The sequence below is a fragment of the Streptomyces varsoviensis genome (assembly GCF_000718635.1).
Classification (GTDB): domain Bacteria; phylum Actinomycetota; class Actinomycetes; order Streptomycetales; family Streptomycetaceae; genus Streptomyces; species Streptomyces varsoviensis.
The window spans coordinates 156,678-173,101 of sequence record NZ_JOBF01000002.1 but is presented as its reverse complement, the minus strand read 5'-3'; the positions used below and the strand labels follow the sequence as shown (position 1 = coordinate 173,101).

The following is a 16,424-nucleotide window of genomic DNA, read 5'->3' as shown; positions in this document are numbered from 1 at the left end:
CGGCAGGGAGCCGTTGGCGGCGTGGGAGGGGCCCTGACATGACGCAGGCGCCGGCTTCGCGGCCGTCGTCATGTCAGGGCCAGCACGCAGGACTCGCCCGGCTCCAGGCAGACCGCCCGGTCACGGAGTTCGATCTCGATCGGCGAACGGTCGGATGTCGGAACCTCGATCTCCAGGCGGCCCGGCCGTACTCGCAGCCGGATGCCCCAGTGACCGCGGTAGCGCAGGGAGAAGCCGTACGCGGACAGGCCGGGCAGGGGAACGGGGTCCAGCCACAGCGCGCCGCCGCGCGTCTCCAGTCCGGTCAGGCCGCGTTGTACGAGGTCGAGGGTGCCGGCCATGGCACCGAGGTGGATGCCCTCGCCGGTGGTTCCGCCCTGTACGTCGGCGATGTCGCCCGCCAGGGCTTCCTGGCAGTACGTCCACGCCTCCGCGCGCCGTACCCGGGCCAGGACCCAGGCGTGGACCAGGCCGCTGAGGGTGGAGCCGTGGCTGGTGCGGCGCAGGTAGTGGTCGACCGTCCGGCGCCAGAGGTCGTCGTCGAGCCGGTAGCCCAGCCGCCGGAAGAGGGAGCGGAGTTCGGCCGGCGAGAAGAGGTAGCCGAGCATGAGGACGTCGGCTTGCTTAGACGCCTGGTAGCGGTTGACCGTGTCGCCCTCGGCCTCCAGGATCCGGTCGAGCCGGCGGATGTCCCCGTAGCGGGCGCGGTAGCCGTCCCAGTCGAGCTCGGCGAGGTCGCCGTAGCCGTCGAACTGGCTGATGACACCCGCGTGGAAGGGCACCCGGAGCTTGCGGGAGACCTCCTCCCAGTGGGCGAGTTCCGTGGCGTCCAGGGCGGTGCGCTCGGCGAGTTCCCGGTGGCGTGGGGCGGGGAGGGCCCGCAGGACGCCGAGGGTGCGGGCGAGTACCCAGGCCGCGGTGACGTTCGTGTACGCGTTGTCGTCGAGTCCGGGTCCGGCGGCGTCCGGGTAGCCGTCGTGGTATTCGTCCGGGCCGACCACTCCGCGGATCCGGTAGCGGTCCGAGCTCTTGTCGTAGGTGGCCGTGTCCGCCCAGAAACGGGCGATCTGCAGCAGCGTCTCGGCGCCCTTGGTGTGCAGGAACTCCGCGTCCCCGGTCGCCTCGCAGTACTGCCACACGTTGTACGCGATCGCCGAGCCGACGTGGTGCTGGAGGTGCGAGTGGTCGGGCAGCCAGCGCCCTGAGCGCGGGTTGAGGTGCAGCCGCTGGGTCTCCTCCCGACCGTCGCTGCCGCTCTGCCAGGGGTACATGGCGCCGGCGCGGCCGGTATCCCGAGCGGCGGAGCAGGCCCGTTCCAATCGACGGTGTCGGTAGGTGAGCAATGCGCGGGAGACCTCGGGAAAGTGCAGGTTGAGGTAGGGCAGGATGAACAGCTCGTCCCAGAAGACATGGCCGCGGTACGCCTCGCCGTGCAGCCCTCGGGCGGGCACGCCGACATCGAGGTCGGCGGTGTGCGGCGAGAGGGTCTGCAGCAGATGGAAGAGGTGCAGCCGCAGGACGCGGCCGGCCTCTCCGGGAACGTCCAGCTCGGCCCGGCGCCACAACCGCTGCCAGGCCGCGGCGTGCAGGTCCAGCAGGACATCGAAGCCGCCCGCCCTGCCCACCCGGTCGACGGCCGCGTGCAGCGGGTCGCCGATCGCGGGGTCGCGCGAGGTGTGCAGGGCCACGGTCTTGTCGACGGTGGCGGTACGGCCAGGAGCGAGACGCAGCCGGAACCGTTGCGCTGCTCGCGCCGGGGCGTTCCGGACGGTGGCGAGAGCACCGGGCGCGTCTGTGGTGGTACGGGCGGCCATGCCGATGCGGACGTCGGACGTCGTGGTGCGGCAGCGCAGCCACACGGTGTCCGGGGCGTCCGCCGTGCCGGTGTGCGGGTGGGTGAGGTGCGTGTCGGCGAGGTCGCGGTAGCGGGCCACACCGCTGTTGCGGACGGTGCCGTCCAGCGCCGCCTCGACGTCGAGGAGGACCGGGGTCTCGGCGGTGAACTCGGTGCGCAGGGCCGCGAGGTTGGGGTCGGCCATATGGACCAGGCGCAGTTGCCGTACGGACAGCGCGTGCCCGTACGCGTCCTCGTACCGCGTCCGGCGTTCCAGCGTCCCCGTGGCCAGGTGGAGCGACTGCCGGTGGCCGGCGAGGGCGTCGGAATCCGGCGTGAGCCAAGGCCCCGCGCCGCCCTCACCGGCCCCGCCCTCCTCACCGTGGAAGCGGAAGCGCAGCGGCAGCCAGTTGGGCAGGTTGACCATGTCCTCGTTCTCGACCTGGCGTCCCGCGATATCGGAGATGAGCCGGTTGTAGCAGCCCGCCGCGTACGTTCCCGGGTAGTGCACGGTGTCCGCGGCGCATTCCGGGGCCGCGCCTCGGGTGGCGAAGCGGCCGTTGCCGAGGGTGCACAGCGACTCCCGGAGGGCTTCCTCGGCGGGGTCGTACCCCTCGTACTCCCAGTCCCAGTCCGACCGCTCAGCTCGCTCCGTCGGCTTCATCGGACCCGTCACGGAGAGCCTCCTTCGGCCGCTTCGACGAGCAGTTCGGTGAGATCGCGCACGACGAGGTGGGCGCCGTGCCGCAGCAGCGCGTCCCTGGTTGCGGGTCGCGCGGTGCGGTCGACGCCGATCACCAGTCCGAAGCCTCCACGCCGGCCCGCCTCCACGCCGGCCAGCGCGTCCTCTACGACCGCGGTACGCACTGGCGGCGGGCCGAGCCGTCGGGCCGCCTCCAGGAACAGCGCGGGGTCGGGCTTGCCGGGCAGCCGCAGGCGGGCGGCCTCGGCACCGTCCACCAGGGCGTCGAAGAGGTCCAGAACGCCGGAGCGGGTGAGGAGTTCGCGGGCGTGCCGGGAGGCGGAGGCGGCGGCGAGCGGGACGCCGTCGCCGTGCAGTGCCCGCAACAGCCGCACCGTGCCCGGATAGGCGCCTATTTCGCCGTCCCGGAGCCGCTCGGTGAACAGCCGCTCCTTGTGCGCGGCGACCTCCGCGACGGCCGCTTCCGCCAGCCGCAGGCCGCGGGAGGCCAGGAAGGACGCGGCCCCGTCGAGGTGGGACTTGCCGTCCACGTACCGCAGATAGTCGGCCTCGGCGTCGAACGGCCTTCGACACACCGGTTCCTCGGGCGGATGCTCGCGCAGGCACACGTCGAAGGCGGCCTTCCAGGCGGCGGCGTGGACCCGCGCCGAGTCGGTGATCACCCCGTCGGTGTCGAACACCACGGCCCGTACCGCTCGTAGCGCCGCGGCGGTCACAGCCGCTCGGCCAGGTAGGCGCTGAGGTCGAGCAGCCGGTTGCTGTAGCCCCATTCGTTGTCGTACCAGCCGAAGACCTTGACGAGTTCGCCGTGCGTCTGGGTCAGGGCGGGGTCGAACACGCAAGAGGCCGGGTCGCCGATGACATCGCGGGAGACGATCGGGGCGGTGGACACGCGAAGGACGCCGCGCAGGCCCCGGTCGGCCGCCTCCGTGAAGGCGGTGTTGACCTCCGCGGTCGTGACGGCGCGGCGGAGCACAGCGGTCAGGTCGGTGAGCGAACCGTCCTCGACGGGCACGCGCACCGCGAGGCCGTCCAGCGCGCCGTCTAGTTCGGGGACGACCGTGCCCACGACGCGGGCGGCGTCCGTACTGGTCGGGACGATGCTCAGCGCGGCGGACCGGGCGCGGCGCAGGTCCTTGTGCGGGCCGTCGAGCAGCGCCTGGTCGTTGGTGTAGCCGTGGATGGTCGTCATCAGGCCCTTGACGATGCCGAAGCGCTCGTTGAGGACGGTGACCATGGGGACGACGCAGTTGGTGGTGCAGGAGGCGGCGGAGATCACGTGATGGTGCGTGGGGTCGTAGGTGTCCTGGTTGACACCCATGACGATGGTCGCGTCGGCCCCCTTCCCCGGTGCGGAGAGCAGCACTTTCCGGGCGCCGGCCTTGAGATGCAGGGCCGCGGCCTGGCGGTCGCGGAAGCGGCCGGTGGACTCGATGACGAGGTCCACGCCCTGTTCGCGCCAGGCGAGGGCGGCCGGGTCGCGCTCCGCGGTGACCGCGATGCGGCGGCCGTCCACGGTGAGCGAGGCGGCATCGCATGAGACGGTACGGCCGAGCCGCCCGTACGTGGAGTCGTACTCCAGCAGATGGGCCAGGGTGGCGGGCGCGGCGATGTCGTTGACGGCGACGACCTCGACCGCCGCGCTGCCCGCCGCGGCCCGCTCCAGTGCACCGCGCAGGTAGGTGCGGCCGATGCGGCCGAAACCGTTGATTCCTATCCGTATGGGCATGGTGTGCTCCGGGGGCGGGAAAGGGCAGTGGGTCAGCCGGACCAGGACCAGGCGGCGACCTCGGGCAGGTCGGTGCCGTGTTCGCGGATCCAGAAGTGGTGGCGGGCGCGGGCGTCGGCCATCGACTGGCGCACCGCCGCGGCGCGCGCCCCGAGACCGGGTACGCGGTCGATGACGTCCATGACGAGCCGGTAGCGGTCGAGGTCGTTGCGGACGACCATGTCGAAGGGCGTGGTGGTGGTGCCCGACTCCTTGTAGCCGCGCACATGGAGGCGGGGGTGGCCCGCCCGGCGGTAGGCGAGCCGGTGGATCAGCCACGGGTAGCCGTGGTACGCGAAGATCACCGGCTTGTCCCGGGTGAACAGCGCGTCGTACTCGGCCTCCGGCATGCCGTGCGGATGCTCCTCGCGCGGCAGCAGCCGTGTCATGTCGACGACGTTGACCACGCGGACGGCGAGGTCGGGTACCCGGTCGCGGAGCAGGCCGGCCGCGGCGAGCACTTCCTGAGTGGGTACGTCGCCCGCACAGGCCAGCACCACGTCCGGCTCCCGGCCGCCGGTCTCCGTCCCGGCCCAGTCCCACACTCCGGCGCCGCGGGCGCAGTGGACGCGCGCCTCGTCGAGGGACAGCCAGTCGAAGCAGGGCTGTTTGCCCGCCACGACGACGTTGACGTAGTCGCGGCTGCGCAGCACGTGGTCGGTCACGGACAGCAGGGTGTTGGCGTCCGGCGGCAGGTAGACGCGTACGACGTCGGGGCTCTTGTTGAGGACGTGGTCGACGAAGCCGGGGTCCTGGTGGGAGAAGCCGTTGTGGTCCTGGCGCCAGACGTGCGAGGTCAGCAGGTAGTTCAGGGATGGTACGGGGGCGCGCCAGGACAGCGAGCGGGACGTCTTGAGCCACTTGATGTGCTGGTTGACCATCGAGTCGACGATGTGCACGAACGCCTCGTAGCAGGAGAACAGGCCGTGCCGGCCGGTGAGGAGGTAGCTCTCCAGCCAGCCCTGGCAGAGGTGTTCGGAGAGCACCTCCATGACGCGTCCGTCGCGGGCGAGGTGTTCGTCGGTGGGCAGTATTCGTTCCTGCCATGCCTTGCCGGTGACGGTGAAGAGCGCGCCGAGCCGGTTGGAGGCCGTCTCGTCGGGGCCGACGACGCGGAAGTCCCGGCGCCGCGCGGTGTCCTTCATGATCTGCGCGAGCAGTTCTCCGAGCACCCGGGTGGGTTCGTGGAGGGTGGCGCCCGGCTTGTCGACGGGCACGGCGAAGCGTTCCAGGGGCGCGATGGGCAGTTCCCTGGTGAGCAGCCCGCCGTTGGCGTGCGCGCTCGCGCCGAGCCCGCGGTCGCCTTCGGGCACGCAGGCCAGCACCTGGGGCAGGGGGCGGCCCCGCTCGTCGAAGAGTTCTTCCGGACGGTAGGACCGCAGCCACTCCTCCAACCGGGCCAGGTGCGCCGGGTTGTCCCGTACCTCGGAGAGGGGGACCTGATGGGCGCGCCAGGTCCCTTCGACGGGCGTGCCGTCGACCTCGGCGGGGCCCGTCCAGCCCTTGGGCGTACGGAGCACGATCAGCGGCCAGCGCGGGCGCGTGCCGTCCGTCGCGGGGGCCTGGGCGCCCTCGGCACGGACGGTCCGCTGGATGTCGTCGACGCGGTCCAGGGCGTGGTCGAGCGCGGCGGCCAGTTCGCGGTGCACCTGGAGGGGTTCGTCGCCGGCGACGTACAGGGGCTCGTGCCCGTACCCGCGCAGCAGCTCGTCGAGTTCGTCCTCGGGGAGCCGGGAGAGCACCGTCGGGTTGGCGATCTTGTAGCCGTTGAGGTGCAGGATCGGCAGGACCGCGCCGTCGTGCACGGCGTCGAGGAAGGTGTGGGAGCGCCAGGAGGCGGCGAGCGGTCCGGTCTCGGCCTCGCCGTCACCGATGACGCAGGCGACCAGCAGCCGCGGATTGTCGAACGCGGCGCCGTACGCGTGGGCCAGGGAGTAGCCCAGCTCACCGCCCTCGTGCACGGAGCCGGGCGTCTCGGGGGCGACGTGGCTGGGCACTCCGCCGGGGAAGGAGAACTGCCGGAACAGCCGCTCCATGCCGGTATCGTCCCGGCTCACGTCCGGATACGTCCTGCTGTAGCTGCCGTCCAGCCAGGAGTTGGCGAGGACGGCGGGGCCTCCGTGGCCGGGGCCCCAGACGCACAGGGCCCGCAGGTCGCGCTGTTTGATCACACGGTTGAGGTGGGTGTGGATGAGGTTGAGGCCGGGTGAGGTGCCCCAGTGGCCGAGCAGCCGGGGTTTGATGTGCGCGGGCCGCAGCGGCTCCCGCAGCAGCGGGTTGCCCAGCAGGTAGATCTGTCCGACGGACAGGTAATTGGCGGCACGCCAGTGCGCGTCGAGTGCCGCGAGTTCCTCGGTGCCCGGCACGGCACGATCCGAGCGCTTGACCTTGCGCATGGCTGCCTCCATGACGTCGTTGTGGTCTTCGAAGGGCGTGATGCGGCGGCCGGGAAGCACAGCGCCATCGGACGTGAAGCCGCCGCCCGCCCTGGAACTCCCGCTCCGCGCAAAGGCCGCCACGGACTATCACCGGCCACCGCGTGAGACGCAGTCCTGCGTACCCGACCACGCGGCCACTCTGTGACTGCGACAAGTGGCGGTCCAGCGCGGGGCCGTACAGCCACCTTCGCACCCCTGGCGCGCGGGCGGCATGGGCGGTTCGCCCCGTCCCGGGGCCCTTCGGCCCCTGCCGGTCCCGCCGTCCGTCTGCTGGAGGGCCGAACCGTCGATGGCTCCTGGGCCACGGCCGGCCTCTGCCCCAGTCGCGTCGGCCAAGCCGAAGAACGGGTCGACCGAAACACGTTGAGGTCTTCACCGGTTCACCGCCTCATGCCTCCTGTGGCCTGGTACACCTTCTGTCATGGGCAGTGACGTCCTCATAACATTCGGGACAGTGATCGTCGGCTTGCTCACCCTGGTGGGGGTGCTCAGCACCAATCGATTCCAGCTCAAGATGGCCAGGGACAACGCGAAACACGTCAAGGACATCGAAATGAACGCGGGTTTCACCGCGGCGTCACGGGCGTGCTGGATGGCCCTGTCGGAGATTCGTTCCATCATCGCTGATGCCAACGCCCGGTTGAGCCGTGTCGCGGCATCGAGTTCGCCGGATTTCAGTGAGCCGAGCCTCTCGAAGCAATTCGAGAACAAGGTGCGTGAACACCGTGTGGTGATCGGCAGGTACGCCAGCGAGCTGGAAGGAATTCTCCGGCTACTCGACGAGGTGGATCATTGCCTTACGTCATTCGATCAAGCGGAGATTCAGGTACGCGATAATCCGATCCGACAGCGGGGTATGGCAGACGACGCCGAGCGGCTGTCCTCTCTGGCAAGAGAGATGCGGCTCCGCATGGATGAATGGCTCCCCAGACTGAAAAAGCAAATGGGTCTGGAAATATGATGCCGCCGATCCGCACCCTGTCGGGCTGGGGGCCCGTGCTCAAGTCGCAACCTCTCCGCCTGTTCGAGGGCGGTACGTCCGTAGGTCGCGAGCGACCGTTCGCAGCCGGTGAAGGCAGCGGGGGAGGCGTCGAGCGGCCCCGCTCCGGGCAGGGCCTTCGGTGCACCGAGCGGTCCCGGGCAGGGGCTCTTCGGCCCCTGCCCGGACAGGGACTTCCGGCCGACGATGAAGCCGCGGACGTCGGCGGGCGGGAGGAAGCCCGCTGGCCTCCCCGCGCACCGTCCACGGAGGTGACCCCATGAAGAGCAGGACCGGACTCAGGACCATGACCGGGCGGCTCGGTGCCCTGTCCGACGAACACCACGACCGGTTGATGGCTTTGGCGCGTGAAGTGTCCTTCCCCGCCGGGGCGCGTATGTTCGAGGAGCACTGCAGCGCCGACCGGTTCTGGATCATTCGCTCCGGCGGTGTGAACCTGGACCTGCACGTCCCCGGCCGCCGGTCCGCTGTGATCGAGACGCTCGGGCAGGGGGACCTGGTGGGCTGGTCCTGGCTCTTCCCGCCACGCGCCTGGCACCTTGGGGCGGAGAGGCAGAGCCCGGTGCGGGCCTGGGAGTTCGACGCCGCGGCCGTACGGGCAGTCTGCCGTGAGAACCCCGAGTTCGGGTACGTCTTCGTGCTCGCGTGTGCCGAGGTGATCGGGCACCGGCTGGAGCAGGCCCGCGTCCGGTTACTCGACCTCTACGGACCGTACGGCAGCGGTCTGCCGCGCTGACCTCCGCGGCGGCTTCTGCGCCGTCCGTCGCGTTCTCCGCCGTCCGGGCCGCCCGGACCGTCCGGTGGCGGTGCCGCCGGCCGCTCGGGCCGGACGGGGACGGAACGAGCCGACGGCCGGTCCCGCCCGGGCGGCGCCGGGGGAACCGTGCCTCGTGCCGTACGCGAGCACGGCCGCCCCCTTCGTGCTCACCGAGTGGGTGCTGCCGTTCAGAGTTTGCGGATCCATTCCTCCGTGATGCCGCGCAGGGCCTGCTCGGACGGACGCAGATGGGAATCGTCCTCCTGATAGCCGAGCTGGTCGACTACGCTCACCACTCCGTCCACCCGTCCGGCGAGGCGGACCGCGAGCGCTGCCTCGCTGCGCCGCTGGACTGTGCCGGAGAGGACGACCACTCCCTGGTGCACGTCGACGCCGATGGCCCGCGGGGCCAGCCACAGGGTGCGGACCAGCACCTCCTCTATCACCTCCCCGCGGATCTCGGCGTCGGGCCGGCGGAAGACGCTCAGCAGACCGCCCCTCGTGACGATGCCCACCAGATGGCCCCCGTCGTCGACGACGGGCAGCCGCTCGACGCGGCGGGCGGCCATGAGCCGGGCGGCGGCGACGACGGTCTCGTGCGGGCCGACGGTGACGGCCGGCGTCGACATCAGCTGTCCCGCTGTGCGGGCCCGGGCCTTCTCGCGGGCCGCCCGGCCGCTCCGGGTGACGTGCGCCCTGGCATACCAGGGGCGGTGGGCGTCGCTCCGAGCGGACTGGTGCAGCATGAGATCGGTTTCGGAGACCACGCCCAGCACCTGCCCGTCGTCGTCCACGACGGGCAGGCCGCTGATGCCGTACCGGCCCAGGGATTCGGCGATCCTCTTGAAGGCCGTTCCGTACCCGGCCTTGATGACGTCCCGGGTCATGACCTGGCCGATCAGACGGTGCTTCATCTCGGCGCTCCTCGTTGCGTCAGTCGGTGGGGACGAGGGAGACGGGGCAGTGGGCGTGATGGAGCAGCGCGTGGGTGACCGGCCCCAACTGCAGCCCCATGCGGCGCGGTCGGCGGTGAGCGGCCAGCACGATCACATCGGCGTCCAGGCTCGCTTCGACGAGCGCGTGGCCCGCGCTCTGGCAGACGACATCGGTTCGGACGTCGACGCCGGGAAAGGCATCGCGCAACGGCGCCGCCGCGTAGCGCGGGACGGCTTCGGCGGCCTTGCGCAGCGCTGCCACATCCTCCCAGGACGAGTGGTCCAGGGACGGGGGCCCGCCGGTCGGCGCCGCCGGGAAGTGCCACGCGTGCAGCACCCTCAGCCCGGCCCCGCGGCGCTCCGCTTCCTCGAAGGCGAACCTCAGCGCGTCGGCGTCGGCGTCGGACGCGAGACCGACGAGAACGGTGCCGTGCTCGGCGTCGGCGGTGCCGCGCACCACCGTCAAGGGGCCCGTGCAGTGCGCCGCGACGCGCAGACTGACGGAGCCGAGCAGCAGTCCGGTGAAGCCGCCGTGGCCGCGCGTGCCCACCACGGTGAGGGCGGCGCTCCTCCCGCAGCGCAGCAGAGCGTGTGCGGCGGATTCGGTGGTGAGCGCAGGGGTCACGGCCAGGTGCGGGAAGCGGGTTCGGACGCGTTCGGTGGCCAGATCCATGGCACGCCGTGCCCGGCCGTAGAGCGAGTTCCCCGGCCCTTCCGCCGCGTCATCAGCGCCGCCCCCCTCGGCCAGGCCGAAGTCCGGCGCAGGGTGCACGCCCCAGGGCCAGCCGCACACGATCTCCAACGAAGCCTCCCGGCGGACGGCTTCCCCGGCGGCATGGTCCAGAGCCCGTACCGCGGGGTCGGAGCCGTCGAATCCGACCACCACCCGACCGCGCCGGCGAAAGTGCGCCTGTGTCATGGGGCTCTCCTCCCGAGTTCGCTCATCTCAAAGGTCACGCAGGCACTACGCCCAAGGGCCGCGGTCCGCGTGCGGAAACAGTCGGTTCGGACGTCCAGCGGGGCCCAGCCGGGCCGGCCGGGTCCGGCGATCTCCGGCGGGACACAGGCCGGCCGAAGCCGCCCCAGCAGCCGTCCGGGCTCCCGCCTTCCGACTGGCGGCCGATGGTCATCACGGCCCCCGCATAGCGCCGGCGGGCCCTGTCCTCAGCGTCCGTCGCTCCGGGCCGGCCTCCCAGGGGCCATACGGCCCGTGCGGGCGTCATCAGGGGCGGTCGTCGACTTCCATGGGCGCGGCGTCGGGGGCCGAACGGCCCCGGAAGGGGCCGATTCGCCCCTCCTCGGTTTCGCGCGCGGCATCGAACGTGGTGAGGACGACCGGAGTCGGAGGGCGGAGGACGCGATGGAACTGCCCGTGGTGGCGGGGATCGACGGCTCGCGGGCGAGCCTCGACGCGGTGGACTGGGCGACCGACGCGGCAGTCCGCCGCGGTCTGCCGCTCCGCGTCGTGCATGCCTCGCTCTGGGAGCCATACGGAGGGTTGTCCCTGGCGGGGTCACCGGAGGGCCCCACGGATCGGGAGGCCCAAGAGACGATCACGGCCGCGGGCGCCGAGCGCGCCGTCCGGCGGGCGCCCGGACTCAAGGTGCTGACCCACGTCGCTTCGGCGGACCCCGTGACAACGCTGCTGGCCCAGTCCGAGGACGCCGCGTTCGTCGTGGTCGGGTGCCGGGGGCGGGGTGGGCTCGTCTCGGCCCTGCTGGGCTCGGTGAGCCTGGCGCTCGCGGCACGCGCGACCTGTCCGGTGATCGTGGTCCGGGGCCGGCCGGAGAACATCGGCGGGGCGCTGGGGCGGGTCGTCGTGGGCGTGGGGGAACGGCCGGCGGAAGCGACGGTGGAATTCGCCTTCGCCGAGGCGGAGCTGCGCCGGTGCGAGGTCGCGGCCGTGCACGCGTGGCGGTGCGCGGGCGAGGACGTACCGGAGGAGCACGGGCCGCACGGCGGCCGGCGCGCGGAGCACGAGCGGCGGGCACAGGCCCTGCTGGACTCCGAACTGCGCGGCGCGCTCGCGGCCCACCCGAAGGTGCCGCTGGTCAGCAGCCCCATCGAGAGCTCCGCCCGCGAGGCGCTGCTGACGGCCGCCGCCTCGGCCGACCTGATCGTGGTCGGCGCGCTGCGCCGACGCGCGTGGTACGGACTGCAGCTCGGCCTCGTCGGGCACGCCGTGCTGCACCACGCGCCGTGCCCGGTCGCCGTGGTGCCGCACGCCTGAAGGGGCTGGCCGGAACCAGCGGCTTCCCGTCTCGCTCCTCCCGCGGGCGCTCCCGCGCTGCCCCGCTCCCGGCTAGGCTGCGCCGCGGGGTGATTCGGGGCGGGAGGGTGCCATGCCGGACTCACCGGACGAGGCCGCGTCCGCGCTGCCGCGACTGCGGCTGGACCGGCTGCTGGCGGAGCTCCAGAGCCGCCTGGACGTGGCACGGGGTGTTCAGAGCCGCATGCACGGGCTGCTGGAGGCGGTGCTGAGCGTCGGCCGCGAACTCGACCTGAACCAGGTGCTGCGGCGCATCGTCGAGGCGGCCGTGGTACTGGTGGGCGCCGAGTACGGCGCGCTGGGGGTGGTCGGCGAGAAGCACAGCCTGTCAGATTTCCTGCCCGTCGGCATATCTCCCGAACTCGCCGCCAAGATAGGGCCGTTGCCATCGGGTCACAGCATTCTGGGCGAGCTGATCCGGCACCCCGAAGCGCTGCGCCTGGCCGACCTGACAGAGCACCCCTCAAGCTACGGATTTCCCGAGCACCATCCGCCGATGCGCACATTCCTCGGCGTACCGATCCGTGTCCGCGAGAAGGTCTTCGGCAACCTCTATCTCACCCAGAAGCACGGCGGCGTTCCGTTCGACGCCGACGACGAGGCCATGCTGAGCACCCTCGCCGTCGCGGCGGGCGTCGCCATCGACAACGCCCGCCTCTACCGGGAAAGCCTCCGCCGGGAACGGCGCCTCGAATCCCTTGGCGAGATCGCCCGCAGCCTGTTGTCCGGTACCGGCTCGGACGACGTCCTCAGCCTTGTCGCACGGCGCGCCCTGGAGGTCGCCGAGGCCGACTCCGCGGCGGTTCTGCTCCCGGTACGCGACACGGGTGATCTCCGCGTCGAGGTGGCGCACGGCCGGAGCGCCGACGCGCTGCGGGGGCGCCTCGTCCCGGCGTTGGGCTCTTTGGCGGGGGTGGCGGCCCGTACGGGGAAACCAGCGGTCACGTCCGACGTGCGCACGGACCCGCGGGCCCACGCCATCCCCGATATCGATCCGCCGCACGGGCCTACCGTGGCCATGCCGCTGCTGGTGGAGGACCAGGTATCGGGCGCGCTACGGCTGAGCCGGGTGGCGGGACGGCCGGTATTCGACGACAGCGACATCGAGCTCCTCTCCGGTTTCGCCGCCCAGGCGGCCCTCGCCCTCGAACTCGGGCGGCACCGGCGCGAGTCCGAGCAGCTCGCCTTGTTGCGCGACCGTGATCGAATCGCCCGTGACCTGCACGACCTCGCGATCCAGCGGCTGTTCGCCACCGGCATGACGCTGCAGAGCGCCGGCCGGCTCATCGAAAACCCGGAGGCGGCGGAACGCGTCGAGCGGGCCGTGGACGACCTCGACGAAACCATCAAGATCATTCGCACTACCATCTTCGCCCTCCGTACGGACATCGGCCACGCCGGGGCGAGGAGCCTGCGCCGCCGCGTTGTCGACACCGTCGCGGCAGCCGGCGAGCCGCTCGGCTTCACGCCCTCTCTGCGCATGGACGGCCCCCTGGACACCGACGTACCAGAGAGCACCGCGGAACATCTCCTCGCGGTGCTCGCGGAGTCGCTCAGCAACACCGCCCGCCACGCCCACGCCCACAGGGTCGACGTCGTCCTGGCCGCCGGCGACGAGACGGTGCTGACCGTGACCGACGACGGCGTCGGCCTGGGCGGCAGCCCGCCCGGCGGCGGTCTGACCAATATGCGCACGCGAGCGGAGCTCCTCGGCGGAACCCTGGAGACGCAGACCCTCGCGGACGGCGGAACGCGGTTGATATGGCGCGTGCCGTCGCCAAGCGCGTAAGCCCCCTCCGGCCAGAGCGTTTCTGATGGATCTCCGTGGGTGGAGGAGCGACGTCCGGTGCGTGCTCTCGGCGTGCCGGCCGGAGGCCCGCATACTGGACGTACTTGGGCTTTCGGCCGGTGCGGCGAGAGTGCGTGCCGGACGTCGTGACGCCGCGGAGACCCGTCAGAAGCGCCCTAAGCTCCGTGGGGCTCCTCCCGTTCGCGGACGCGTTCGGCGAGCACAGCGGCCTGGACACGGCGGCCGACCCCCAGCTTGCCGAGGATCGCCGAGATGCGATTCTTCACGGTCTTCTCCGCGAGGAAGAGCCGCTGTGCGATCTGCCGGTTGGTCAGCCCCTCGCCGACGAGCTCCAGGATCTCCCGCTCCCGCGGCGAGAGCCGGGCCAGCTCCGGCGGCCCCGCGCCGCCGTCTCCCATCTCCCCGCGTTCCGCCTGTTCTTCCTGTGCGCGCACGCGGGCCATGACCCGCGCCGTCGCGCCCGGATCGAGCAAGGAACGGCCGACCGCCACCGTGCGGACCGCGGCGACCAGGTCGGATCCTCTGATCTGTTTGAGGACGTACCCAGCCGCTCCCGCCATGATGGCGTCGAAGAGGGCCTCATCGTCATCGAAGGACGTCAGCATCAGGCAGGCCAGCTCGGGCAGCCGGGCCCGCAGCTCCCGGCACACCTCGATGCCGCCGTGGTCGCCGCCCGCCGCCGGAGAGCCGAGCCGAACGTCGAGCACCGCCACGTGCGGCCGTACAGCCGGGGCACGAGCGAGCGCCTCCCTACTGTCCGCGGCCTCCCCGACGACCTCGATGTCCTCTTCGCCGTCCAGCAGTTCACGAATCCCTCGGCGCACCACTTCGTGGTCGTCCAGCAGGAACACCCGTATGACGGCTTCGGCCCCCGGCACCGCTGTCCCCATCGCGCCACATCCCCTCCGCTGCCATGGCCGCCGACGCGTGCGGCGACGCGACCCAGCCTTCCCGTACGGCCCGCGCCGGGAAAGGGGCCGTACGGCCCCGAAGGCGGTTGTCCGGCGGACCGGCTGCCCGCACCCGTGCTCATACGCCCGCACGGTCCCCCACCGGTTCCCGTCGGACTGAGCCGCCGCGGAGCGGCACCATGAGCCCTCCGGGAGGGCTCGGCCGGCCACGAACCCGCGTCCGGGGCCGGCTTGTCACAACCGGTGAGCACGGGTCCGTCGGGCCGCGTTCAGCCGTGCCGCACTGGAATGGTCGTGGTGCCCGTCTTCGTCTCGGGCAGCGGGATCGTGATGGTCAGCACGCCGTCCTTGTAGTCGGCGGTGGCCTCGTCTCCACGCGCGCCGACGGGCAGCCGGACCGCGCGGGCGAACGCGCCGTATCGGAACTCACTGTGGTCGGACCGCGCCTCCGTCTCCGTGCGCTCCGTGCGCTCCGTCCGCAGCGTCAGGACATCGCCGGTGACACTGATCTCGACGTCGGCGGGGTCGATGCCCGGCAGTTCGGCACGGAGCACGTAGGTGCTCTCCGTGACCTGCTGTTCGATGCGGATACTGTGCACGCCGGGGGCCTGGTGCAGGCCGGGGATGCCGGACTCGATCCAGCCGATCAGTTCGGGCAGCGGCAGCCGGCTCGGCCACCGCTCCATCATCAAGCTCATCTGCCCCTCCTTCGGACACTCTTGAAGCCTCTCCCAGCATCACGCCCACCGCCGCCGGCCCGAAAGTGCCGACCGGCCCACGCGCCGGGGCCCGTACGGCCCGGTCAGCCGGCCATGCGTCGCCATCGCGGCTCGACCTCATGCCACTCCCGCGCCCACGCGGCCATCCGCCGCCGGTCCAGTCGCATCCGTACGCACCAGCCGCCCATCAGCACGGCACCGCCCCAGCCCCCGGCCGCCAAGACCCCCGTGCCCACCGCCTGGGCCGTCGCCTCGACATCAGTAGCGGGCGGCGTGATCATCTGGCCCCGCCGCCCCTGCCAGGCGGCGACTTTCGAACCGGCTTCGCCACCGGGTTCCACCCACCCCTCCCCCACCCGCCGAGAGCCATCCGGGGCCGCCCACGTCACCCGCGCACGCACCCACCCGTCGCTCCCTTTGCCGGCCGTCATGGCCGGCACGGTCGGCGCGTCCTCCGCGAGGACCACCGACACGACATGAGCCCCCGCCCGCTGCCGAGTGGTCGTCATATCCACGGCGTGTGCGGACGACCAGCCGACGCAGACCCCACCGACCGCGACCAGCGTCCACATGGCCAACACACCCCATGCCTCGATGGCGTCAACTCGCCGCCGGAGCGGGTTGCTCCGCCATCGCCACAGCATCACCTTCGAGTACCGGGCACTCCGCATCGATCCGCCCCCTCCCGACTCCTGAGGGAAAGATGGCATGGGGAGACCCCTCCGCCGCGAGGGCCGCCCGGCACGGAGTAGCGGCCGTTCGGCCTCAGCCTGTCGACAGGCAACGGCAAACCGTCGCCGCCGGACCTCCAGCGGCGAGCGCCATTGCGGGAAATCCCGGCACCGCCTCCCGCCGGCCTCCAGGTCATGTCGGCCGCGGGGCCCGAGTAAAAAGACCACCTCAAGCATGCGCCGTGTGCCTTGGCCGCGTATCTATCTGCGGGGTGACCGTACAGCGGTCTTTGGCAGCTCCACGGGTGCTACCTGCCGGCGGACCTACGCTCTGCCGCGGCCAAGATCCGGACCATCCACGGTCCACCATCCCGCCCAGTCACCGCAAAACCACCAGACTTGCACGTCAGTGCCCTTACTGCGGCTGTACCACCACAGCAGAAGATCGCCTCAAGGTGGGGGCCACGCCCGCGCTGGACGGGGCTCCACCAGGGCCGGCGTGATGGTGGCGAATGCGTCAGCCAGAGTGCGGCGAGTGTTTCCCGGTGTGCGGTTCCACCGCTGTTCGAGGTCGTCGTGGGCCAGGTCGTACCAGGCCGTCCCTTGCTT

Annotated in this window: 13 protein-coding genes; 4 read left to right on the top strand and 9 right to left on the bottom strand. The window is 71.8% G+C overall.

The window, feature by feature from the left end; translation table 11 throughout:
• Positions 1-68 precede the first annotated feature (68 nt).
• From IF55_RS03295 to IF55_RS03280, 4 genes are read right to left on the bottom strand one after another with little or no spacing between them, the layout of a single operon-like run.
• Positions 69-2,498 (bottom strand): glycoside hydrolase family 65 protein, encoded by a 2,430-nt coding sequence (locus IF55_RS03295; RefSeq protein WP_030874621.1) that lies wholly within the window; start codon positions 2,496-2,498, stop codon positions 69-71.
• An 8-nt stretch (positions 2,499-2,506) separates the two neighbouring features.
• Entirely contained in the window at positions 2,507-3,307 is an 801-nt protein-coding gene (locus IF55_RS03290; RefSeq protein ID WP_030874624.1) for an HAD family hydrolase, read from the bottom strand.
• On the bottom strand, positions 3,250-4,266 hold the full coding sequence (gene gap, locus IF55_RS03285) for a type I glyceraldehyde-3-phosphate dehydrogenase (protein WP_030874626.1): 1,017 nt from the start codon (positions 4,264-4,266) through the stop codon (positions 3,250-3,252). The genes IF55_RS03290 and gap overlap by 58 nt, the downstream gene beginning before the upstream one ends.
• A gap of 32 nt (positions 4,267-4,298) precedes the next feature.
• A complete protein-coding gene (locus IF55_RS03280; RefSeq protein WP_030874628.1) occupies positions 4,299-6,701 on the bottom strand; it encodes a phosphoketolase family protein in 2,403 nt (800 codons plus the stop codon).
• A gap of 496 nt (positions 6,702-7,197) precedes the next feature.
• Between IF55_RS03280 and IF55_RS03275 the strand changes: the two genes are divergently transcribed.
• Together IF55_RS03275 and IF55_RS03270 are read left to right on the top strand one after the other, a co-directional pair.
• Entirely contained in the window at positions 7,198-7,704 is a 507-nt protein-coding gene (locus tag IF55_RS03275; RefSeq protein WP_157854243.1) for a hypothetical protein, read from the top strand.
• 298 nt (positions 7,705-8,002) lie between these two features.
• On the top strand, positions 8,003-8,479 hold the full coding sequence (locus IF55_RS03270; RefSeq protein ID WP_106980299.1) for a Crp/Fnr family transcriptional regulator: 477 nt from the start codon (positions 8,003-8,005) through the stop codon (positions 8,477-8,479).
• Between the two features lie 209 nt (positions 8,480-8,688).
• Here the strand turns inward: IF55_RS03270 and IF55_RS03265 are convergent, their stop codons facing one another.
• Complete coding sequence (locus IF55_RS03265; RefSeq protein ID WP_030874633.1) at positions 8,689-9,414, bottom strand: CBS domain-containing protein; 726 nt, start codon at positions 9,412-9,414, stop codon at positions 8,689-8,691.
• 19 nt (positions 9,415-9,433) lie between these two features.
• Positions 9,434-10,354, bottom strand: coding sequence for a universal stress protein (locus IF55_RS03260; RefSeq protein ID WP_030874635.1), 921 nt, complete (start codon positions 10,352-10,354; stop codon positions 9,434-9,436).
• A 441-nt stretch (positions 10,355-10,795) separates the two neighbouring features.
• Here IF55_RS03260 and IF55_RS03255 point away from each other — a divergent pair, with 441 nt between their 5' ends.
• On the top strand, positions 10,796-11,665 hold the full coding sequence (locus tag IF55_RS03255) for a universal stress protein (RefSeq protein ID WP_030874637.1): 870 nt from the start codon (positions 10,796-10,798) through the stop codon (positions 11,663-11,665).
• A 112-nt stretch (positions 11,666-11,777) separates the two neighbouring features.
• Positions 11,778-13,493 carry a sensor histidine kinase gene (locus IF55_RS03250; RefSeq protein WP_078643534.1) on the top strand — a complete coding sequence of 572 codons (1,716 nt, stop codon included), beginning with the start codon at positions 11,778-11,780 and terminating at the stop codon, positions 13,491-13,493.
• A 176-nt stretch (positions 13,494-13,669) separates the two neighbouring features.
• On the opposite strand, the gene IF55_RS03245 is transcribed toward IF55_RS03250, so the two are convergent.
• The 3 genes from IF55_RS03245 to IF55_RS03235 form a co-directional block, all read right to left on the bottom strand.
• Positions 13,670-14,404, bottom strand: coding sequence for a response regulator (locus tag IF55_RS03245; protein WP_030874641.1), 735 nt, complete (start codon positions 14,402-14,404; stop codon positions 13,670-13,672).
• Between the two features lie 290 nt (positions 14,405-14,694).
• Complete coding sequence (locus IF55_RS03240; protein WP_030874643.1) at positions 14,695-15,123, bottom strand: Hsp20/alpha crystallin family protein; 429 nt, start codon at positions 15,121-15,123, stop codon at positions 14,695-14,697.
• A 104-nt stretch (positions 15,124-15,227) separates the two neighbouring features.
• A complete protein-coding gene (locus IF55_RS03235) occupies positions 15,228-15,815 on the bottom strand; it encodes an Rv1733c family protein (RefSeq protein WP_030874645.1) in 588 nt (195 codons plus the stop codon).
• Positions 15,816-16,424: the final 609 nt, after the last annotated feature.